General features: G+C 45.0%; 19 protein-coding genes and 4 tRNA genes. 15 read left to right on the top strand and 8 right to left on the bottom strand.

What is annotated here, in order from left to right:
• The first annotated feature begins 411 nt into the window (after positions 1–411).
• From uvrY to SOHN41_RS11670, 7 genes are all read left to right on the top strand, one after another.
• The gene (gene uvrY, locus SOHN41_RS11700; protein ID WP_007649131.1) at positions 412–1056 is read left to right on the top strand and encodes a UvrY/SirA/GacA family response regulator transcription factor; all 645 of its coding nucleotides are present in this window, start codon (positions 412–414) and stop codon (positions 1054–1056) included.
• 66 nt (positions 1057–1122) lie between these two features.
• Positions 1123–2952, top strand: coding sequence for an excinuclease ABC subunit UvrC (uvrC, locus tag SOHN41_RS11695; RefSeq protein WP_007649130.1), 1830 nt, complete (start codon positions 1123–1125; stop codon positions 2950–2952).
• A 47-nt stretch (positions 2953–2999) separates the two neighbouring features.
• Complete coding sequence (pgsA, locus tag SOHN41_RS11690; protein WP_007649129.1) at positions 3000–3548, top strand: CDP-diacylglycerol--glycerol-3-phosphate 3-phosphatidyltransferase; 549 nt, start codon at positions 3000–3002, stop codon at positions 3546–3548.
• Between the two features lie 212 nt (positions 3549–3760).
• Positions 3761–3836 (top strand) — tRNA-Gly (locus tag SOHN41_RS11685).
• Positions 3837–3856: 20 nt separating this feature from the next.
• Positions 3857–3930 (top strand) — tRNA-Cys (locus SOHN41_RS11680).
• A 48-nt stretch (positions 3931–3978) separates the two neighbouring features.
• A tRNA-Leu gene (locus tag SOHN41_RS11675) sits at positions 3979–4065 on the top strand.
• Positions 4066–4208: 143 nt separating this feature from the next.
• Positions 4209–4295: transfer RNA gene (locus tag SOHN41_RS11670), tRNA-Leu, on the top strand.
• A gap of 186 nt (positions 4296–4481) precedes the next feature.
• Here SOHN41_RS11670 and SOHN41_RS11665 read toward each other — a convergent pair.
• The 5 genes from SOHN41_RS11665 to SOHN41_RS11645 all read right to left on the bottom strand — a co-directional run bounded on the left by SOHN41_RS11665 (position 4482) and on the right by SOHN41_RS11645 (position 8507).
• Positions 4482–4757 (bottom strand): HU family DNA-binding protein, encoded by a 276-nt coding sequence (locus SOHN41_RS11665; protein ID WP_007649118.1) that lies wholly within the window; start codon positions 4755–4757, stop codon positions 4482–4484.
• Positions 4758–5014: 257 nt separating this feature from the next.
• Complete coding sequence (locus tag SOHN41_RS11660) at positions 5015–5944, bottom strand: ABC transporter ATP-binding protein (RefSeq protein ID WP_007649116.1); 930 nt, start codon at positions 5942–5944, stop codon at positions 5015–5017.
• On the bottom strand, positions 5941–6771 hold the full coding sequence (locus tag SOHN41_RS11655; RefSeq protein WP_037458938.1) for an ABC transporter permease subunit: 831 nt from the start codon (positions 6769–6771) through the stop codon (positions 5941–5943). Before SOHN41_RS11655 ends, SOHN41_RS11660 begins: the two co-directional genes overlap by 4 nt.
• 106 nt (positions 6772–6877) lie before the next feature.
• Complete coding sequence (locus SOHN41_RS11650; RefSeq protein ID WP_007649109.1) at positions 6878–7531, bottom strand: YceH family protein; 654 nt, start codon at positions 7529–7531, stop codon at positions 6878–6880.
• 133 nt (positions 7532–7664) lie between these two features.
• The gene (locus SOHN41_RS11645) at positions 7665–8507 is read right to left on the bottom strand and encodes a CvfB family protein (RefSeq protein ID WP_007649107.1); all 843 of its coding nucleotides are present in this window, start codon (positions 8505–8507) and stop codon (positions 7665–7667) included.
• 533 nt (positions 8508–9040) lie between these two features.
• On the opposite strand from SOHN41_RS11645, the gene SOHN41_RS11640 reads away from it, so the two are divergent.
• The 8 genes from SOHN41_RS11640 (at position 9041) to SOHN41_RS11600 (ending at position 15832) form a co-directional block, all read left to right on the top strand.
• Positions 9041–9193: a hypothetical protein gene (locus SOHN41_RS11640; protein ID WP_007649104.1), complete on the top strand. Its 153-nt coding sequence runs from the start codon at positions 9041–9043 to the stop codon at positions 9191–9193.
• 484 nt (positions 9194–9677) lie between these two features.
• Positions 9678–11591 (top strand): biosynthetic arginine decarboxylase, encoded by a 1914-nt coding sequence (speA, locus tag SOHN41_RS11635; protein WP_007649102.1) that lies wholly within the window; start codon positions 9678–9680, stop codon positions 11589–11591.
• Positions 11592–11744: 153 nt separating this feature from the next.
• Complete coding sequence (locus SOHN41_RS11630; protein ID WP_007649100.1) at positions 11745–12686, top strand: adenosylmethionine decarboxylase; 942 nt, start codon at positions 11745–11747, stop codon at positions 12684–12686.
• Between the two features lie 285 nt (positions 12687–12971).
• Positions 12972–13610, top strand: a complete 639-nt coding sequence (gene pdxH / locus SOHN41_RS11620; RefSeq protein WP_007649099.1) for a pyridoxamine 5'-phosphate oxidase — start codon at positions 12972–12974, stop codon at positions 13608–13610.
• A gap of 44 nt (positions 13611–13654) precedes the next feature.
• Positions 13655–14107, top strand: a complete 453-nt coding sequence (locus SOHN41_RS11615) for a YaiI/YqxD family protein (protein ID WP_037458947.1) — start codon at positions 13655–13657, stop codon at positions 14105–14107.
• Positions 14108–14301: 194 nt separating this feature from the next.
• The gene (locus tag SOHN41_RS11610) at positions 14302–14886 is read left to right on the top strand and encodes a YceI family protein (RefSeq protein WP_007649094.1); all 585 of its coding nucleotides are present in this window, start codon (positions 14302–14304) and stop codon (positions 14884–14886) included.
• Between the two features lie 165 nt (positions 14887–15051).
• Entirely contained in the window at positions 15052–15408 is a 357-nt protein-coding gene (locus tag SOHN41_RS11605; RefSeq protein WP_007649093.1) for a DUF3802 family protein, read from the top strand.
• A 43-nt stretch (positions 15409–15451) separates the two neighbouring features.
• Positions 15452–15832, top strand: a complete 381-nt coding sequence (locus SOHN41_RS11600) for an STAS/SEC14 domain-containing protein (RefSeq protein ID WP_007649092.1) — start codon at positions 15452–15454, stop codon at positions 15830–15832.
• 57 nt (positions 15833–15889) lie between these two features.
• Here the strand turns inward: SOHN41_RS11600 and SOHN41_RS11595 are convergent, their stop codons facing one another.
• From SOHN41_RS11595 to nhaB, 3 genes are all read right to left on the bottom strand, one after another.
• The gene (locus SOHN41_RS11595) at positions 15890–18502 is read right to left on the bottom strand and encodes a PAS domain-containing protein (RefSeq protein WP_007649091.1); all 2613 of its coding nucleotides are present in this window, start codon (positions 18500–18502) and stop codon (positions 15890–15892) included.
• A 168-nt stretch (positions 18503–18670) separates the two neighbouring features.
• Positions 18671–19198, bottom strand: coding sequence for a disulfide bond formation protein DsbB (gene dsbB, locus SOHN41_RS11590; protein WP_007649090.1), 528 nt, complete (start codon positions 19196–19198; stop codon positions 18671–18673).
• A 91-nt stretch (positions 19199–19289) separates the two neighbouring features.
• Positions 19290–20888, bottom strand: a complete 1599-nt coding sequence (gene nhaB, locus SOHN41_RS11585; RefSeq protein WP_007649089.1) for a sodium/proton antiporter NhaB — start codon at positions 20886–20888, stop codon at positions 19290–19292.
• Positions 20889–20941: the final 53 nt, after the last annotated feature.

Raw genomic sequence — 20941 nt, 5'->3', positions numbered from 1 at the left:
GCATTTAAGCCATTTGAACCCTTGGTTCCTCATTCGAATAACCGCTCCTCCGTCATATTTCACGGAAAGCCATCAGCAATGATGGCTTTTTTGTTTATATAACCTGAGCCTTTGGGTTCCTGTTATTATTCCACCAATTCTACGAGCGGTTAGCTTCGTAGGGCTCTGTCGAATCGTTATCATAAATGCTGCTGTGGGATTGGGCTCTGTATATTGCTTCCTTTTTAAACGCTTTTTATTAGAGAGGCATTCTGTAATCGTTCCTTTAAATATCATCTAGTTAACAATATTCATTTTATGCTTTGCGAAACGGGGTTGTTGGGCTAAATTAGCCCTATAGACTCGTAATCCGTTTGCTGTGTTGCTTTTATAGTTAGCGGCTCTGGCGGGAAAGATAAAAGGTGGATTAAGTTGATATCGATATATTTAGTTGACGATCATGAGCTTGTGCGAACTGGGATCCGCCGTATCTTGGAAGATGAGCGTGGGCTCAAAGTGGTGGGGGAAGCCCCTGATGGTGAGACTGCGGTGCAGTGGGCTCGCCAAAACGAAGCCGATGTGATCTTGATGGATATGAATATGCCCGGAATGGGTGGGTTGGAAGCCACACGTAAAATTTTACGTTATCAACCCCATGCAAGAATTATTGTGCTGACTGTTCACACCGAAGATCCATTCCCAAGTAAGGTGATGCAGGCAGGAGCTTCGGGTTATTTAACTAAGGGAGCAACACCGCCAGAGGTATTGCAAGCGATACGTCAGGTTTCCCGTGGGCAACGTTATTTATCCCCTGAAATTGCCCAGCAAATGGCGCTGAGCCAGTTTAATCCCGCCGATGAAAATCCATTTAAGGCATTATCTGAACGTGAGCTGCAGATCATGCTGATGATCACTAATGGTGAGAAAGTGAATGATATTTCTGAGCAGCTCAACCTCAGCCCTAAAACGGTTAACAGCTATCGCTACCGTTTATTTGCTAAGCTTGGGATCAGTGGTGACGTTGAGCTGACACGTCTAGCCATTCGCTACAAAATGTTGGATGCGGGTCATTTTTAATCCTAGGGTATGTTTGTCTTTGATGTTGATATGTTGTTTGCCTATTGAAAGTCGTGGGTGTGAATAATGTCGAGTGTTTTTAACGCCCAAAGTTTTCTACGCACGGTTTCATCTTCTGCCGGGGTTTATCGCATGTATGACGTCAAGGGTGACGTCATTTATGTGGGGAAAGCCAAGGATCTTAAAAAACGGCTTTCGTCGTATTTTCGCAAGAATTTAGGCAATATCAAGACCCAGGCCTTAGTCTCACATATTCACCATATTGATGTGACACTGACCCACAGTGAAACCGATGCGCTGCTGCTTGAAAATGATTACATCAAGCAATACATGCCTAAATACAATGTGTTATTGCGTGATGATAAATCTTACCCTTACATATTATTAAGCCAACACGAACACCCTAGACTTGCCTATCATCGTGGTCCGCAGCGGGAAAAAGGCCAATATTTTGGCCCTTATCCTAATGGCGGTGCGGTGCGTGAAAGCCTGCACCTAATGCAGAAACTCTTTCCAATTCGCCAATGCGACGACCTTTATTACAAATCCCGCTCACGGCCCTGTTTGCAGTATCAGCTTTCCCGTTGCAGCGCGCCCTGTGTGGGTAAAGTCAGCAATGCCGACTATGATGAGCAAGTGAAACTCGCTAGCCTGTTTTTAAAGGGCAAAGATCAACAAGTGATCAGCGCCTTAGTGGTTAAGATGGAACAAGCGGCCGAGCAGCAGGAATATGAGCAGGCGGCACGCTTTCGTGATCAAATTATGGCGCTGCGTAAGGTCGCCGAGCAACAGGAAGTATCGAACAATAAAGGCGATATGGATGTGATTGGTGTGCACTATGCATCGGGTATCGCTTGTTTCCATTTGTTATTTATCCGCGAGGGTAAAATCTTTGGTAGTCGTAGTTATTATCCTTCTGTGCCGGCCGAAACGGATATGGATGAAGTGCTGCGCTCCTTTATTTTGCAGTTTTACTTAAATGCAGATATACAGCGCACCATTCCAAAGGAAGTGGTCATCAGCCATAACTTTGAAGAATTACACGAGCTGGAAGCGGCGGTATCTACGGCGCTGGATAAAAAGTTTTCCATAAAGACCAATGTGCGCGCCGATAGAGCCAGTTTTTTACGCCTAGCTGTGACCAATGCCACTAATGCCGTCATCACACGTTTATCCCATAAGAACACTGTCGAGCAACGCTTTGTACTATTAGAAGAAATTTTAGAATTGAATACACCTATCCAGCGGATGGAATGTTTCGATATCAGCCATACCATGGGGGAAAGTACCGTTGCCTCCTGCGTGGTGTTCAATCGAGAAGGGCCGCATAAAGGTGAGTATCGGCGCTTTAATATCGAGGGTATCACCCCGGGTGATGATTATGCCGCGATGAAACAAGCCATTAGCCGCCGTTTCGATAAGATTGAGGCGGGCGGTAAAATCCCTGATATTTTGTTTATCGATGGCGGTTTAGGGCAATTGCGTATCGCCCAGAAGGTCGTCGATGAAAAGTTTACCCATTTAGATAAAGCGCCGCAGTTGGTTGGGGTTGCAAAGGGTGAAGGGCGTAAACCTGGGCTTGAAACCTTGATTTTAGGGGATACTGAAACCCATTTTTCCCTCGAGGGCGACTCACCCGCATTGCACCTTATCCAGCATATTCGAGATGAATCCCATCGCTTTGCGATTACGGGGCATCGCAACCGTCGCCAGAAAACCCGCAATACTTCAACACTCGAAGCTATTGCTGGCATTGGGCCTAAACGCCGTAAGGCGCTGCTACAGCATTTGGGCGGTTTACAAGAAGTTAAAGGGGCAAGTGTCGCTGAATTGGCCAAAGTGCCAGGGATTAGCATAGAAATGGCACAAACCATTCATGATGCATTGCGAGGGTGATAAAATTAAGGCAAGATTGGCGCTGCTTTTGACTAACTGGTTTGATCATGCCGTTTAACTTACCCATAGCATTAACTCTTTTCAGGCTTTTTTTACTGCCCATTTTCGTGGTGCTGTTTTATTTACCCTATAGTTGGACCCCTTTTGTTGCCGCATTTGTGTTCTGGCTGGCGGCGTTAACGGATGCATTAGACGGTTATGCTGCCCGTAAACTGAAACAATTAACCCGTTTTGGCGCATTTCTCGATCCCGTTGCCGACAAGCTTATGGTGATCACGGCATTAGTTTTATTGGTCGAACAATACGCAAATATTTGGCTTACTCTGCCAGCCCTCTTTATGATTGGTCGCGAAATTGTGATTTCAGCCCTGCGTGAGTGGATGGCAGAATTAGGTAAGCGCGGTACGGTTGCCGTATCTTGGATCGGTAAATATAAGACTGCGGCGCAGATGGTGGCGATTATTGGCCTGATTTGGCAATACAATCCCCTGATGATCCAAGCCGCATTTGTACTCTTATATATCGCTGCAGTATTAACCTTCTGGTCAATGATGAGTTACATTTTAGCCGCTTGGAAAGATCTGACGGCTGAATAGCACAATAAAAAATCAAAGAGATTATTTAGTGCGCAAGCAGTAAGTTATCGATAAAACAGCGGTTGACACAGCATGGCAAATAGGTAGAATGCCACCCCGTAGACGAGAGACGAAGTGAAAACAAAATCTTAACTCTACATGATGCGACATTAGCTCGGTTGATAAGGTGAAGTACGATACCTTGTTTATCTGAGTCAATGCGAAATCGAAAAGCGACATTAGCTCAGTTGGTAGAGCGATACCTTGCCAAGGTATAGGTCATCGGTTCGAACCCGATATGTCGCTCCAATCTTAATAGGTTGGAAAATGGCGCGATGGCAGAATGGCTATGCTGCGGATTGCAAATCCGTCGATCTCGGTTCGACTCCGGGTCGCGCCTCCATAAATAACATGCTAATGACACGATTCCCGTCGTTAACATAAAGAGTTTGCCCGAGTGGTGGAATCGGTAGACACAAGGGATTTAAAATCCCTCGCTGGTAACAGCGTGCCAGTTCAAGTCTGGCCTCGGGTACCATTATTATAATGGTCACAGCTCAAAGCGAGCTGAAGCGTTAAACTTCGAAACTTAAGTTTTTAAAACTAAGCATTTTAAACTTAAGTATAAAGTCGAAGCAAAGAGTTAAATATCAACAGCAAAGCTTGCGATATACAGAGTTTGCCCGAGTGGTGGAATCGGTAGACACAAGGGATTTAAAATCCCTCGCTGGTAACAGCGTGCCAGTTCAAGTCTGGCCTCGGGTACCATTATTCTTAGTGAATAGTAAATAAGCCTCGACATTAGTCGGGGCTTTTTTGCATCTGGGTTTTAACGCTATCGATATTGGTAAAGCTTAAGCACTCAGGCTGTGCATACCTTGTCATTAATGCCGGCCAGCCCACATAAAAAGCCCCATAGTTTAACGAGGCTTTGTTCAAAACCCTTGAGTTATTCTAATCATTAATCGCTTGTTTTAGCGCCGTCGCTGCCTTAAAACTCGGCTGATTAAAGCCTGCTATCTCCATGGTTTCACCCGTCTGCGGATTACGGCCAGATTTAGGTAAATGGTAACGCAACTCAAAGGTGCCAAATTGGGGTAGAAAGATCTTTTCTCCTTCGCTCAAGGCAATATGGATTTGTTGTAGGATGTGCTCGACTACAGGCTTAGTGCTGGCTTGAGATTGATTGAGTGATACGGCAATACGTTGAATGAGTTGTGCTTTGTTCATTGATACCTCTGAATTCAGCGAATGAGCAAGGGACTGGGAGTTATAACAAGCCCTGCTGTAGATTGAAAGCGTTCGCTCCCTTTAGCGACTTAACCGCTGCTTTATTGATTATTGGTGGCTGTCTATTGCGCAACGAGCTTATTTATTGGCTCTTCTTAGGATAGGGCTTGCTGGATGACGTTGAGCCATCGATATGTAAATACGCAACTGGGTCATCATCAGTGGAAAAGCGCCCTTGCGGGCGCAATGGGTTATCTTTAGGAGAACAAGGTTTCTTCTAATGTACGCCCCTTCATCAGCATCTTGTATTGCCAATGGTGATGGTTAAAGAGGGAAAGTAGTTTCATCTCAAACTGATAGTGATCGATAGCAGATTGTTCAGCTATCTTATCTTCATTCGGTGCAAGTTGGATAACAAAGCTATTGCTTTGCTTAGTGCTAACATTGATGACACCGTTAAGCTTTGCCACTTCCTGCAGTAATTTTTCACTATCACAGTGTTGCATGGTCAAGGTGAGATAGTCACTGTCGGTGTTGGCGTGCATGGAGACGGATTGGCTTAGCTCACCCTTATCTAGGTACAGCACTTGATCACAGAGTTTTTCGAGTTCGTCCAAATTATGGGAGCTGATCATAAACGTCGTTGTGGGGGAAAGGGTTTTCACCAGCTCACGTACTTTTTTGGCATTGGCGGGGTCGAGCCCTGCGGTAGGTTCATCCAGCAGGACGAGTGTCGGTGAACCAATCAAGGCTTGGGCTATGGCGACACGTTTGCCCATGCCGTGACTTAAACTCGGTGGCTTTTGCTGAGCGATATCGACTAAATCCACTAAGCTCAGAACCCGTAAGGCTTCTTCTGCGGCTAATTTGGCATTCATTCCCTGCAGACGAGCAAACAGAGCCAGTTGGCTGGCAATGGTTAAGTTAGGATCTAGGGTTGCATCCTGTGGTAGCGCCGCTACTTTGCCTAAGAGTTTAGGGCTGTTCGGGGCTTCACCTAGCAAGCTAATCCTGCCTTCGCTAGGTGATAAATAGCCACATAGCAGGCTAAAAAGGGTAGTTTTACCCGCACCATTGGGACCTACCAATGCGATGGGTGCGCCAGCCTCTAGGGTTAAGTTAATATTATTTAGGGCTTTTTTACTGCCATAGTTTTTTGACAGCCCTTGGCATTGAACGAGGATCATAGTTGACTCCTTTGGATATAAACGCGGCCAAGGAAGAGGGCGAATGCGGTTTGTAGTAAGGGAATAGGTGCGTAAGCTAAGCTATTAAGTCCATTGGTGTTGATCATATTTGAGAGCTGTGCACCAGGGAGTAGCCATTGGAGTTCTGCTAACAGGCTCGATTGATGACTCAGGAGTAATATAGCGAGTGATACTAATGTCCACAGGATCGTTGCCAATACCATCGCCTGGCGTGCGGTGCGGGCATATAAAGATAATAGGCTCATCAGGGCGGTAAAGGGCAAGATAACGATGAGTAAATTTAAACCCACCAAGGCTCCAGAGCTTATTGCCTGTAAAAATAACTGGCTATCTCTGTAAAGTGCGAGGGCGATGGTGGCCATAATCGTCAGTAAAATCAAAAGGCTTTGGATCAATATTTGCCCGAGAAAGCGGCCGAATAATAGGCTGTCACGGCTGGTTCGAATGGTGTAGAAACGCAGCGTGCCACGGGTTTTGTCCGATGAAAACTGATCGGCGGCGATCAAAATACTAAACATCGGGAATAGGTACAGCGCAAAACACCAAAATACTGCCATTTCTGCCACTGGCCATTCAAATAAGACATTAAGGGTCTTTGCGCCAAATAGGCCATCGATTAAGTCTTTGATATTCGGTTGCATCAACATCGCCGATGCACCTTGAATGGGGTAGAGCAACAAAATCCCCCATACCAGCGCAAAGGCAATCAGTGCAATAATGCCTCGGGTATTCAAGAAAAATTTTCGCAGTTCAAAGACAGCGATGATAAACATGTTATTGAATGTACTGGGTGGGTTATGTGTCATTCGCTGTCTCTATGATTGAAAGTTCGAACAGGTTTTATCCGATTGGTAGATGAGTAAGCTAAGGATGCTGCAACTCACAACCTAAGGTCGTTATTACATGCAAGCCCTAACTGAGCGATGCGAGTAGCTCATCGAGTTTCTCGGTCAGGGCAGCGACTTGCTGCTCTAATTGCGCCACTCTGGCTATGAGTTCTGCATCTGTAACTTGTTCAAGGGCCGTTGTCGCCATAGGTGCATCTGACCCCAGCGTCTGGGCGGATGCCTCGGAAAATAACTCAATATAGCGACACTCTCTGCGGCCTGGCTCCCTTGGTAACTGTTTTAAAATAGGTTTGTCACGGCTCATGAGTTGCTTGATGCAATCCTCAACGTCTGTGACATCCCTAAATTCATGGAGTCTATTACTGCGGGTGCGCAGTTCTCCGGGGGTTTGCGGGCCGCGAAGGAGGAGTAAACAGACGATAGCAACGGCGGCAGGGGATAATTGTAACTCACTGAATTCGGTGTTGCAGAACCTGTGCTTATACTTGACCACACGGCTACCAAAGCCCGATTGTTCGCTGATTAAACGTTTTTTATTCAGGGAGTCGAGGGCATCTTGGACTTGGGTTTCGCTCAGATCCAGCACAGGCTCGCGGCTGGTTTTTTGATTACAGGCTAAGGTCAATGCATTTAGCGAGAGTGGATATTGCTCGGGAGTAGTGATTTCTTTTTCCAGCAGGCATCCGATGACTCTGGCTTCGTGTAACGTGAGTTCCATATAAGCTCCAAAGAAAAAAGCATGGCTTTGTTTATAACAGAGCCATGCTTAATATCCTAGACGTTGTCAGTTAAACTCCGTCTTAGTGGCGGTAAACTGTACAATTTTAAAGCTAAGTATTGAATAGAGTTGATTATTCTGCGGTTGCAGTTAAACGCAATCCATCATTATCTATGCTCAGTTGGCCATTTTTAAAGAGGCCACCTATGGCTTTTTTAAAGGCTTTTTTACTCATTCCTAGCTGATCGTAGATGATTTCTGCGTCGGTTTTATCGGTCAAGGCTAAAAAACCGCCAGCCAGTTTGAGTTTACTCAAGATAATGTGGGCGTGTTTATCTAACTCTTGCTTACTGCCCTGTTGCAGCACTAGATCGATTTTGCCATCACGGCGCACTTGTTTAATAAAGCCTTTGAGTCTTTGGCCAAAACGCAACTTTTGGAAGACTTCATTCTGGTAAATTACCCCCCAGTGGGCATGATTGATAATGGCCTTGTAACCTAAGTCTGTAGTGCCGCCGATGTATAAGTCCACTTGCTCGCCAACCTGATAGTTAGGTTCAGTCTTGTCGAGGAATTTATCGATTTTAGATGAAGCGACAATCCGCTCATCGGCACGGTTGGCATGCACATAGACTAAATAGGAGCGGCCCTCTTCGATCGGCTTATGCTGCTCACCGAAGGGTAGCAAGAGATCCTTATCTAAGCCCCAGTCTAAAAAGGCGCCATAAGGCCCAGTGGATACCGCTTTTAAATAGGCAAACTCTCCCACCTGAGCAAGGGGACGGCGGGTGGTGGCAATCACTATATCTTCAGAATCTAGGTACAGAAACACCTCAAGCCAATCACCGACTTGGCAGTCCTTTGGGGTGACTTTATTTGGCAGCAATACTTGCCCTAGTTCGTGCGCGTCGAGATATACGCCAAAACTGACTTGTTTTACAACCTCAAGTTTGCAGGTTTTACCTATCTGTACCATGGATTTCTCTGTGCATATGGATGTGATTCAGCGGCGATTATAACTGCTTTAGTATTGAAACAGCAGCTTTATTGCCACTGGGATTCATCATTGTGGGTCAGCAGGGGGCTAAAGTGAGATGCTGTATTGATGACAAATATCAAAGCGGCGTGTAGTGATAGAAATCCATCAGCGGCAGATGCAAGGCTATCCTCCATTAGTATTGTCAATTTTTGTGCTAAAGCTATTAAAAAATATTGAACGGAGTTAATTAGCTATCTATAGCTAAGTCTCTTATTTTTATGAGTAAAAATAGTAGTAATGGTCAATGTTTGTTACGCAGGTGTTTATTATATTTTAACGTAAAATATTAAATGAGATTCTTGCTTGCATTCTGTGACATTGCGCGGTTTAATTGCGCCGTTTAACGAGTTAGCTCGTTGTAGATAGACAAATATTACGTGAGTAGTAAAGGTTTTATGGTTCACTGGTCATTAACCGTGTAGCAAACAATCTATAGCTGTTACATGGGGTTAAGAGGGTTTTTTTAGCTAATGCACAAGCATCCATTTTTTGCACTTTGCCTTAAAGCGTCACAATGCCAGCATGCTATTGTCGTACCCTACGATGATACCGGTCTTAAGCATCTCACGTTAATCCGCATCAACTCTGGCCGTGAAGAAGCCAACAGTCCCCAGTTTATATAAACTTGTCTTTTATTAGGTGGATAAGCTCAAGCTGCACCACTTAATGTGTGATGTTGTTCCCTAGTGTTATTTGTTTTGGTGTTGTTTGCACTCTTTATAGTGGGATTGCGGCCGTTTGGGCTTAAACCGCTAAAGTGTGATTCTCACTGTAACTTCGGCTTTTTGAGTGTTTTTTAGCCATGGCTAGGGGTATGGTAAACACTCTGCTGGTCGGTAGAACTCGATTGGCAAAAAAGGAATACATGATTGGTGTTCCCTATAATTGAATACCCAATAATGCGGCATTGGAGACTCCCTGCGGCATTAATGAAAATAGCATCAATGTCACCTAAACTTGCGTGATTTTGCTGCACCAATAAAAGGTGATGTTCACCTTTAATGTATGTCAGGTAAGGTATCCCTTTGCCTGGGTTTGTCGAACGGGCGGCCTTGTAACAAGCAAATGGTCGTCCAACCCATTTTTTAATAGACGGGCTAAATAAAAATGAATGATTGGTCTATTGATGATGCTCGTGCTGGGTACAATGTTACTCACTGGAGCCAAGGTTTTTATGGGATCAGCGACCAAGGTGAGGTGACAGTGTCACCGGATCCTAAAAATCCTGATTACAAGATTGGTTTAAATGAGCTCGCCAAAGATATGGTTAAAGCGGGGGTCGCTTTACCTGTGCTAGTGCGTTTTCCGCAGATCCTGCACCACAGAGTCAACAGCCTGTGCCAAGCATTTGACCAAGCGATACAAAAGTATGAGTATCAGGCGGACTATTTGCTGGTTTACCCCATTAAAGTAAACCAACAACAAACCGTGGTGGAAGAGATCCTTGCGAGTCAAGCATCAAAGGAAGTGCCACAGTTAGGCCTTGAAGCGGGCAGTAAGCCAGAGTTGATGGCCGTGCTTGCGATGGCGCAAAAAGCCAGCTCGGTTATCGTTTGTAATGGCTATAAAGACAACGAATATATTCGCTTAGCTTTGATTGGTGAGAAATTAGGCCATAAGGTTTATATCGTTTTAGAGAAACTGTCTGAGCTTAAGATGGTGCTAGCAGAGTCTCAGCGTTTGGGTGTTAAGCCACGTTTGGGCTTACGTGCTCGCCTTGCCTTCCAAGGTAAAGGCAAGTGGCAGGCCAGTGGCGGTGAAAAATCTAAGTTTGGTTTATCTGCGGCCCAGATTTTGACAGTGGTCGAACAGTTAAAGCAACACGATATGTTGGATTCGCTGCAGTTACTGCATTTCCATTTAGGTTCGCAAATTGCCAATATCCGTGATATTCGCCAAGGTGTGAGTGAAGCGGGTCGCTTCTACTGTGAATTACGTGAGCTAGGTGCAAGTGTAAATTGCTTCGATGTAGGCGGTGGTTTAGCTGTGGATTACGATGGTACTCGTAGCCAAAGTAATAACTCGATGAACTATGGCCTGACCGAGTATGCCAACAATATCGTTAACGTATTGACCGATATCTGTAATGAATACGAACAGCCAATGCCACGTATTATTTCAGAATCTGGTCGTTACTTGACTGCGCACCATGCGGTGCTTATTACCGATGTGATTGGTACCGAGGCTTACCAGCCTGAGGATATTCAACCGCCAGCGGAAGAGTCGCCGCAGTTATTACACAACATGTGGCACTCATGGTCTGAGATCAGTGGTCGCGCCGATCAGCGTGCTTTGATCGAGATTTACCATGATAGTCAAAGTGACTTGCAGGAAGCGCAATCCCTGTTTGCTTTAGGTCAGTTAACACTGGCGGAGCGTGCATGGGCCGAGCAGGCCAACCTGCGTGTTTGCCATGAAGTGCAAGGCCTGTTGAGCGCTAAAAACCGCTACCACAGACCGATTATCGATGAGCTCAACGAAAAGTTAGCCGATAAGTTCTTCGTTAACTTCTCGCTATTCCAGTCATTACCGGATGCGTGGGGTATTGATCAAGTATTCCCTGTACTGCCGTTGTCGGGTTTAGATAAGGCCCCCGAGCGCCGAGCTGTGATGCTGGATATTACCTGTGATTCCGACGGTATTGTAGATCAATACGTAGATGGTCAAGGCATTGAAACCACTCTGCCCGTACCTGCATGGAGTGCTGAAAGCCCATATTTGATTGGTTTCTTCCTTGTGGGAGCCTACCAAGAGATCCTCGGGGATATGCATAACCTCTTCGGTGACACTAACTCTGCGGTCGTGCGTATCGAAGAGAACGGCGTCACTAATATTGAATCTGTACTGGCAGGCGATACAGTGGCTGACGTATTGCGCTATGTTAACTTGGATGCGGTCGATTTTATGCGCACCTATGAAGAGTTAGTGAACCTGCACATAGCAGAAGATGAGCGGGCGCAAATTTTAGAAGAGTTGCAAGTAGGCCTTAAAGGCTATACTTACTTAGAAGATTTTTCTTAAAATTTAGTACGTTAAAAAAATCAGCCTAGGGTGACTTAGGCTGATTTTTGTTTTTATAAACCTATGCTTTTCGCTTTGCTTGCCCAATGAGTCGTGTAAAATTGCGCAGGAATGAGTTACAGGAGATGTGGCGGCCATGGGGTCAAAGAGTTGATGTTTTTTGAAGGTTCAGAAAAAAAGCTCGAGATTACCGTCGGCCCAGCGGTGGCGAATTTGCGTCAATTAGATCTGTCCTTTTGGGTTGATCTAGTGCGACATGCGAACGCAGAGATCCTCTCTAGTCTTAAAAGTGATCACTGTGATGCCTATTTACTCAGTGAATCTAGCCTGTTCGTCTGGAAGAATAGGATCTTAATATTAACCTGTGGTAACAGCACCTTAGTCAACGCAGCCTGTTATTTTATTGAGCACTTTGGCGTGGTTAACATCGCATTCATAAGCTACCAGCGTAAAAATGAATACCACGCCCACCTGCAAAATAGCACTTTTGCCGAGGATATTATCCAATTGCGTCGGCATATTCCTGGCAAAGCGTTTCGTATGGGACACTTAGATTCGCATCACCATTATTTTTTCTGCTCGGAGGGACACTATAAAGCCCAAACAGAAGAAAGCACGATAGAACTGCTGATGTACCATATCCGGGGTGAATTGGCCGAATACCTCAATGGTGAGGTGCAAACCCTAGGGGATATGTGCCGTTGGCTTAAGTTGGAGGCGTTATTTCCACAGTTCACATTTGATGTACATCTATTTGAGCCCTATGGCTTTTCAATGAATGGGCTCTGGGGCGAATATTATATCACCCTGCATATTACTCCACAGGCAGGGCAAGCCTATGCCTGCTCCTATGTGAGTTTTGAAACCAATCTTGATTTGTCGCAATATCCTCAGACTGTTTTGGGAAGCCTGTTAAATCTGTTCTCACCCGTGAGTTGGGACTTGATCGGTTTTAATCATCCCCTTGAGGCCCAAGGAGCCCCTCGGCATTTATGCTTAGGGCGTTGTTCATTAACGACGGATCAAGGCTATCATATTGGTTTTAATCACTATCAGCAGTTACAGGCTGAAGTGTTGAGCCCTGAACTAATGTAAATGCGGGGCGTTTGCTTTTTGGGTGTATGACCAGGATTGCAGAAAAGCCAGATGATTTATGTTATTTCAAGGCGTTTGGTTATTGGCACCTGCCACTTGACGTCAAACTACAGGAGAGTGGTGCCGATGTTGTCGGTATGGACGTCGTGAGAGTGGATCCTGCCAAGGTGTTTACCTTGGCTTTTTTGCCGGGGTGTTATTTTATTCGCAGGGCTAACTTTTTGATTATCATGTTAGACTCTCGTCAAAAATTACAGTTATGCTGTGTGCTTATAAGGAAATCCTATGACAGATCTCAGTGATATCCGCCGTGAATATGTAAAAGGTGGCTTACGTCGCGCCGATTTACCGCAAAACCCAATGGACCTATTTGAACTGTGGATGACGCAGGCAAGGGATGCTGAGCTTAGCGATCCAACGGCGATGTGTGTAGCCACTGTGGATGAGCATGGTCAGCCATTTCAGCGTATCGTATTGCTTAAACGGTTCGATGATACTGGATTCGTTTTTTTCACTAATTTAGGTAGCCGCAAGGCGCAGCAGATTGCCGTCAATAATAAAGTCAGTTTGCATTTTCCTTGGCATCCTTTAGAACGACAAGTCGCTGTGCTCGGTGAAGCGCAACCGCTCTCAACCGCAGAAGTCATAAAGTATTTTATGACGCGCCCTAAGGAGAGCCAAATTGCCGCTTGGGTATCACAGCAGTCGAGTAAACTCAGTGCTAGACAAGTGCTCGAGGGCAAATTTATGGAGATGAAGGCCAAGTTTGCCAAGGGGGATGTGCCTCTACCGAGTTTTTGGGGCGGATACCTGATTAAGCCTTCCAGCATCGAGTTTTGGCAAGGTGGAGAACACAGATTACACGATCGCTTTATTTATACTCGCCGTGATGGCACATGGGATATTGACCGTCTAGCGCCATAATGCCGCCAGCTTGCGGTGATGTTTATGATATTGGAGTGACCGATTTGAGTCAGTATAAAATTTGGGTCGATGCCGATGCTTGCCCAAACCCCATTAAAGAAATCCTCTTCAGAGCCGCGGAACGTAAAGCGATGCCGCTGGTGCTCGTTGCTAATCAGCTGATCCGTATACCGCCATCACCTTATATTAGCCAAATCCGAGTTGGCTCAGGTTTTGATGTGGCGGATCAATATATTGTCGATCATGTTGAAACAACGCATTTAGTGATTACTGCGGATATTCCCCTCGCGGCATTAGTGATTGAGAAAGGGGCTTTGGCACTCAATCCCCGTGGTGAGTTGTATACCATAGATAATATTAAGCAAAAGCTGACCATGCGGGATTTTATGGAAGATCTGCGCGGTTCTGGTGTGCATACAGGTGGCCCGGAGGCATTTTCTCAGGCCGATAAGCAAGCTTTCGCCAACAGTTTAGATAAATGGTTAGTGCGGGCTTAAGCGATAGTTTACTAGTCGCTAATGGATAAAAAGGGTATCTTTAGTGACGCTTAGCTGATAGATATCTAAACTTCTCTAAAGCTCATCCCTTAGGGCGGCTTGGGGACTAGGTGACAGATAACTGATCAAAATCTTAGCCCGATATCTAGGTGAATACTGCCGCGGTATCCTTTTTAACCCTGAGGACTAATACAATGAACAAATGGATTGGAATTGTCGCCTTATCTGCAATGGCCAGTTTTAGTTGTGCCGCACAATGGCAAGTAATAGAGCAGGATTCGAGAGTCAATTTCATTTCGGTGAAGAAAGGCGATATTGCTGAAGTGCATCATTTTAAGCAACTTAAAGGGACGTTAGCAGATAGCGGTCAATTTAACTTAACTATTCCCTTAGTGGGGGTGGCAACAGGCATTGAAGTACGTGATGAACGATTACAGAATCTGCTGTTTGAAGTCTCGCTTTACCCTGAGTTGAAGCTCACATCACAGGTAGATAGCAAGATGCTTAAGGACTTAGTGGTTGGTGAAAGCAAAGTCGCCGATTTTGATGGTAAAATTTCACTGCATGGCAAAGAGCAAACGAAAACTTTTTCGGTAATTCTAACCAAAGTATCTGATAATAAACTGATGGTTAGCAGTTTTCAGCCGATAATAATCAATGCCAATGAGTTTGATTTAGTGGCTGGTGTCGAGAAATTACGTGATATTGCGGGTTTATCGAGTATTAGTCAGGCTGTTCCAGTGTCATTTGTACTAACCTTAACTCAGCAACTTCAATAAGATTGGCATAGATCAACACGTCAGCTAACTTATTTAGAGTATGGTGAGTGGTGGCTGACGTGATGCATTGAATCCTTGATTGAGTGTAAAGTGTGTCAATGTTTTCATTTTTGTTGTAGATAGGGCCGTTAGTGGCACTAAGTTTATGTGTGTTAAGGGTAAAAAATGGTCACAGATAAAGACGGTTACATGCATTTGATCCAGTATTTGACTGAACACCTTGGCTTATTTGAAGCGCCAGATACCCAAAGTGTTTCCGATGATACAGTGATGGAATTATTTGAAGAGCAATTATCTGCCCAAATTATTATGGTGTGCGGCCAGAATCCTTCCTTATCTTTTGCCGAGCGTAATATGATCATCCGAGAGGTGGATGCCATAGTCTACGACTTAGAGGAAATTTTAGCCTCGGTGGCGAATCATAAAGCCACTCCTGCGCAGATGTTATTTGTGGCGGAGTTTTCAGGTTTGATTAAAAATCTATTCGACCAAGAAATTGCTAAATTACAGACCCATGCTTAGTTGATATCTGCTTCCCATGTTCTCTGTTGATAGGGGATCTTATATGTTGACCATATCGCCCGGTTATGCCGATGATATTTTGACCATTTTAGTTTCTGGCAGAGTGAACCACCAAGATATAGACTCCCAACTCATCCCCGCTATTGAGGCCAAATTACAGGATCACGCCTGTATTCGTTTATGGTATGAGTTTAGTCCAGAATTTGTTGGCATTTCAGTGGGCGCCTTATGGGATGACGCTTGGTTGAGTCTATTTCATCTAAGCGATTTCTCGCGGGTGGTGATGATTGCCGACACGGCAAATAGTGGGACTATGGTCAATGCATTAGCATTGATCTTGCCTTGCCCTGTAAAAGTGTTTTCCACCAGTGAGCGTCAGCAAGCTCAAATTTGGTTAGATCAAGTCGAAGTGGCAGAAGTGTAATTTCATGATTTTTGCGGCATGAAATCAGTTTTAATCTAGAGGGTGTGTGCGGGGGATTTATAATGGCCAACTGCAAACAACTTGCGTACCTTTGTTGAGTTCACTTTCAAGGGATAGCACACCGTTAAGATCATTTTTCACCCATAAGCTTAGGCAGGTGAGCGTGCCAAGGCAGAGATCCTGCGCCATTTCCTGTCTCAACTGGGTGAGTTGTGACTCAGTCATACCCACACCATTGTCGCTGAGTTGTACGTGAAGTTTATTACCTTGCCTTGTGATATTTATGTGCAGTTCCCGGGACTGATTGTGTTCTTTAAATGCATGATTCAAAGTGTTGCAAATGAGCCGGTAAAAGAATTGTAGGTATTGCCATGAACTCCCATCGACAATCAAATTTTCATCGCATGTTAGACTCACGTTGACATTTGCCCGCATAAGTTGCCCTTGTAATAACCCGAGTAAATGGCGAATAAATTGGGCAAGATGCAATGGCCTAATATCGGATTGATGGGCGGTAAATAACTGCGAAATATGCCTCAATCTATCGGCTTGGAGTGCCATCAACTCGATGGTATGAGTTTGATATTCTGGGTTCGCCTCGGCTTGAGTTTGACAAATTTGCCCAAGTAGATGGTCTTGCTCCTGCATCAGTTGTGTCATTATATCGGCAAGAAAGTTCTGCATTAATTTTTGGCTTTGTAACCGACTTAGATTGAGTTGCTGTTGTTGTGCTATTTCATGGTGGATGAGCGCAAGTTGCTGGCGTAACTGAGCATTTTCATCGTTGGCTAATTGGGTTTTGTTTTGCTGTTTTTGTATGCTGACGACCTGAGTTTGCAGGAGCTTTTCTATCTCCAGTTCTTGGCGTTTACGCAGATCAATATCAAAGCCGATTGCACCAACGGCGATCGAATGGTCTTCATCATCTTTAATGTCAAATTTTGTCATCTGATACACTAATTCTCCGCGGTGGGAGGGGATGACTTCTTCAAAATTGATAGCGTCACGGCTGTGGGTGACCCTTTGATCGTTTTGCTGGTAAATCAGAGCAAGTTGACTGTGGAACAGATCGAAGTCAGATGCACCAATAATTCGTCGGCGCTCAATTCCAAGCACTTCACAGTATTTATCGTTAACGAGAATATACTTTCCATTTAAATCTTTGATATAAATCAGATTAGGTGAGAACTTTAGTAAAGCTCGTAGCTGTTCTTTATGGAAATTCAGTTCCTGTTGAAAGAGTTGTTGACTCTGTAGTTGTTGCTCTAAGGCTAGATTGCTGGCATCTAAGCTGGCCATCGCCACTTCGAGTTGTTGAGTGCGTGATAAAAAGGTTTTTGCCAATAAGCCAATTTCATCGTGGCGTTGATTCGCTTTGATTTCAATGGATGCAGGATCGTTACGTTTGAGCGCCTGAACCATCTCCATAATGGGTGAAATAAACAGTCTATGTTGCAATAAGAACAGTAAAATGAGTCCAAGCAACTGAATAGAAACCAGATATATGCCTATTTTTTCAACCAAATGCATCGCAGTATCTTGTAATGGCGCAATGGGAGTGACGACTAATATTTTCCAATAGGTATTCGGCATGAGGAAAATGGACACTAGCGAGGGCGTGTTCAGAATAGGATCAGTTACTAAGGAAATTGAAGCCAATAGCTTCGGTACCGTAAATTGGTTTAGTGCGTTGCTATTCACTATGGCGGCAAGCATTTCCCGCTCGTTATCTTTACTTAAGCGGGTGAGGTTGTCCATTTGCTCTTGGGTAAACACGCGCTGTGCAATGGCTTGCTCCACAAAGGTGCGATCGGCGTTGGCGAGCGCCGAGGCAACAGGTGCAAAGGCTAATGTTGATTTGGCTAGTGCATCGAAGGTGAGTAACGTTTGAGTCGCATTGGTTTGAGGTTGGTTGTGATCCTTAGAGTGTGGATAGGCTAACACTTGATTTTGGTGGTCGAGGGCGATGACATAGCCACCGACATCCGCCATTGCATTTCGCAGTAAGATATCGAGCTTTCCTAAACTGATATCCACAGTTGCAGCACCAATAAACTGATGTTCCATCCACATAGCACCGGAGGCAGTGATCATGGGTTCATGGGTTGTAGGATCGACGTAGGATTTAGACCAAAAGGTTCTTCCTGCAGGGAAAAAGCGTGTCGGGCGATACCATTCCTCTGTGTGGTAACTTGGAAAAGCCTGATCGTTATAGGTGTCTATTGCAATCAATTCATTGTGGATATTGTGCGACCAGAAGAGGCTGTCGCGAAATTTCTGCTGGTTGAAACTGTCTGGCTCTGGCCAAACTCCACCGCCAGAAATAACATCTTTCTGATTTTCAATAGAAAATAAGGCAGGTATAGCTTTACTCAGTTGTGGCTTATCATAACGATATAGCATGGCGATATTACTGATAGCACTGACGAGATTTTCAACCTGAGAGGTCATTTCCTGTAATTTGGCGATCACAATTTGGCCATGGTTTTGATTCAGTACCGCCTGTTGCTCCGTGATCTGTTGATTTTGAATGCTAAGCATCACCCAAGCGGTACTAAAAATCAGAATACTGGCGATAACGAGTTGAATAAGACTGAATTTAAAGGGCAAGCTGTTTTGCCATTGAGTCAAGGGGGGTTGTGATTCAGTGGTTGAGCTTTTGTCCGCCATAGCAGCGTTCCGTAATACGCTTTCCATTGAGCCAGTGTAGCGCTTTTTCGCTCTTTTGCTATTAGCTTATATCAAAGATGAGGAGATGGCGGAAACTCACTGATTAAAACCGTAAACTTTACCAGCGGTAGCGTAGAAAGGCAGGTGTAATACCTGCCTTAGCTTAAGTTATTTATACAGAGAAGGCTTAGTCGAGCCGCTGAGGATTGGTACGATAAACAGCAGCCAAACGACGAGGAAACCACTGAATGCCACAACCATCCACTCGGCCATTGTTACCCCCATAAATTGCCAGGGCACATCGGTACACATGCCCGTTGGCAACATGACCGCAGGAAACCATTCATGAAGTGGCATCCAGGCAGGGAAGTCTGGTAAAAAGGAACAGGTTGAAAAAGGTGAAGGGTTATTTTGCATATCCACTAGCGCTAGGGCGAGTTTCAGTCCCCATGTTGCACTCACAGCCCAACCGAGCGCCGCTAAAATGCGCACGATCAGATACTGAGGAGCCATGATCCCAATGATCCCAGCCGCAAAAATACCAAACACGGCTAATCTTTGGTAGATACACATCACACAGGGATCGAGTTTCATAACATATTGAAAATACAGTGCAGCCGCCTCTAAGCATAGGGCTGTGCCGCCTAGGACCAACCAAGAGATTCGGGAATGGGCAAAGCGAGTTAGTACTGTCAAAGATGTGGGCTCCATAGTAACGAAAACGCCCTCAAAGGCTGGGGGCGTTTTTTGGACTCTACTCATTTAAGAAAGTTCAGTCAACTCAATGTTAGTGCCCAGTGGCACCCCCAATCACTTCTTTTGCGCTGTGATGCATGATCATCTGTGAGTCGTAGAAGTATTGCGTTGCCTGTTCTAAGAAACCTGTCTCAATCGCTAACACACCGACTATCGACAAAACGATAGTGTAGGGGAGAGCCATCCACACCATTCTGCCATAGGATAAACGAATGAGCGGGGCGAGGGCTGAGGTTAGTAAGAATAGGAACGCTGCTTGACCGTTTGGTGTCGCCACCGAAGGCAAGTTAGTACCAGTGTTAATGGCCACCGCTAACAGGTCGAATTGATCGCGGGTAATTTGTCCGTTAATCAGGGCGGCTTTAACTTCGTTAATGTAAACCGTGCCCACAAACACGTTATCGCTCACCATGGACAACAAACCATTGGCGATATAGAAGATAACTAATTGTGTATTTCCTTGATAGCTCAGTGCCCATTGAATAACCGGAGCAAATAATTGTTGATCAATAATGACCCCGACCACGGCAAAAAATACCGCCAAAAGCGCAGTGAAGGGTAATGCTTCTTCGAAGGCTTTTCCGAGCGCGTGTTCATCGGTCACGCCGTTGAAGGCTGTGGTTAAAATAATGACAGATAAACCAATTAAACCGACGGATGCTAAATGCAAGGCTAGACCTGCAATCAACCAGATCCCCACTAACGCTTGTATGATTAGCTTGATATTGTCTTTGTTGGTGCGGCGGGCATCTTCGTAGGCCGCATATTCACATAGGATCCTATGTACGGCATCGGGAAGTTTGGCTCCATAACCAAAAATATGGAATTTTTCAACTAAATAACAAGTCAGGATCCCCGCAATCAGCACGGGCACAGTCACGGGTGACATACGTATTGCAAACTCACCAAATTGCCAATTTGCTTGGGCAGCAATGATCAAGTTCTGTGGTTCGCCCACCATAGTGCAAACCCCACCGAGTGCAGTTCCCACCCCCGCATGCATCAATAGGTTACGTAGAAAACCACGGAATGACTCTAATTCTGCTTCGTCAAGTTGATTATCATCGCCGTTCTTGTCTTCAGAGGTATGATCATGATCGGCCGAGAAGTCTTTTCCTGAAGCCACTTTGTGATAAATCGCATAGAACCCCACCGCGACTGCAATAATGACCGCAATAACCGTTAATGCATCTAAGAATGCAGATAAGAAGGCGGAGGCTAGGCAGAACATCAAGGACACTAAAATTTTTGAGCGCACTTTAGTGATCATTTTCGTGAAGGCAAATAACAGCAATTGCTTCATGAAATAAATACCGGCCACCATAAAGACCAGCAACAGCAATACTTCGAGGTTAGCTTCTATTTCATGCAGAACTTGACTGGCCGAGGTCATACCAATAGCAACGGCTTCTATGGCTAATAGACCACCGGGTTGTAGTGGATAGCATTTTAATGCCATGGCTAAGGTAAAAATAAACTCAAGCACTAATACCCAACCAGCCACAAAGGGGCTGACATAAAAAAAGAGTATTGGGTTGATTATTAAAAATGACAGTATTGCGATTTTGTACCACTTAGGGGAATTCCCTAAGAAGTTCCCAATAAACGCCTGGCTCATTGTCACCGGCATGGCATCCTCTCTACTTATTATGTTGAAAAATTTGCACGTGTTATGTTGTATTT

Origin of the sequence: Shewanella sp. HN-41 (assembly GCF_000217915.1) — a bacterium.
Classification (GTDB): Bacteria; Pseudomonadota; Gammaproteobacteria; order Enterobacterales; family Shewanellaceae; genus Shewanella.
The sequence above is the reverse complement of the archived record's forward strand: the minus strand, read 5'-3'. Positions and strand labels throughout refer to the sequence as shown.

Bases quoted from the DNA above. Each gene is read 5' to 3' on its own strand.
- SOHN41_RS11640 (WP_007649104.1), top strand. From the start codon at position 9,041: ATGCACAAGCATCCATTTTTTGCACTTTGCCTTAAAGCGTCACAATGC.
- SOHN41_RS11660 (WP_007649116.1), bottom strand. From the start codon at position 5,944: ATGATCCTCGTTCAATGCCAAGGGCTGTCAAAAAACTATGGCAGTAAA.
- speA (WP_007649102.1), top strand. From the start codon at position 9,678: ATGAATGATTGGTCTATTGATGATGCTCGTGCTGGGTACAATGTTACT.
- SOHN41_RS11650 (WP_007649109.1), bottom strand. From the start codon at position 7,531: ATGGAACTCACGTTACACGAAGCCAGAGTCATCGGATGCCTGCTGGAA.
- SOHN41_RS11600 (WP_007649092.1), top strand. From the start codon at position 15,452: ATGTTGACCATATCGCCCGGTTATGCCGATGATATTTTGACCATTTTA.
- pdxH (WP_007649099.1), top strand. From the start codon at position 12,972: ATGACAGATCTCAGTGATATCCGCCGTGAATATGTAAAAGGTGGCTTA.
- SOHN41_RS11630 (WP_007649100.1), top strand. From the start codon at position 11,745: ATGTTTTTTGAAGGTTCAGAAAAAAAGCTCGAGATTACCGTCGGCCCA.
- SOHN41_RS11655 (WP_037458938.1), bottom strand. From the start codon at position 6,771: ATGACACATAACCCACCCAGTACATTCAATAACATGTTTATCATCGCT.
- uvrC (WP_007649130.1), top strand. From the start codon at position 1,123: ATGTCGAGTGTTTTTAACGCCCAAAGTTTTCTACGCACGGTTTCATCT.
- SOHN41_RS11645 (WP_007649107.1), bottom strand. From the start codon at position 8,507: ATGGTACAGATAGGTAAAACCTGCAAACTTGAGGTTGTAAAACAAGTC.
- pgsA (WP_007649129.1), top strand. From the start codon at position 3,000: ATGCCGTTTAACTTACCCATAGCATTAACTCTTTTCAGGCTTTTTTTA.
- SOHN41_RS11595 (WP_007649091.1), bottom strand. From the start codon at position 18,502: ATGGCGGACAAAAGCTCAACCACTGAATCACAACCCCCCTTGACTCAA.
- nhaB (WP_007649089.1), bottom strand. From the start codon at position 20,888: ATGCCGGTGACAATGAGCCAGGCGTTTATTGGGAACTTCTTAGGGAAT.
- SOHN41_RS11610 (WP_007649094.1), top strand. From the start codon at position 14,302: ATGAACAAATGGATTGGAATTGTCGCCTTATCTGCAATGGCCAGTTTT.
- SOHN41_RS11665 (WP_007649118.1), bottom strand. From the start codon at position 4,757: ATGAACAAAGCACAACTCATTCAACGTATTGCCGTATCACTCAATCAA.
- SOHN41_RS11605 (WP_007649093.1), top strand. From the start codon at position 15,052: ATGGTCACAGATAAAGACGGTTACATGCATTTGATCCAGTATTTGACT.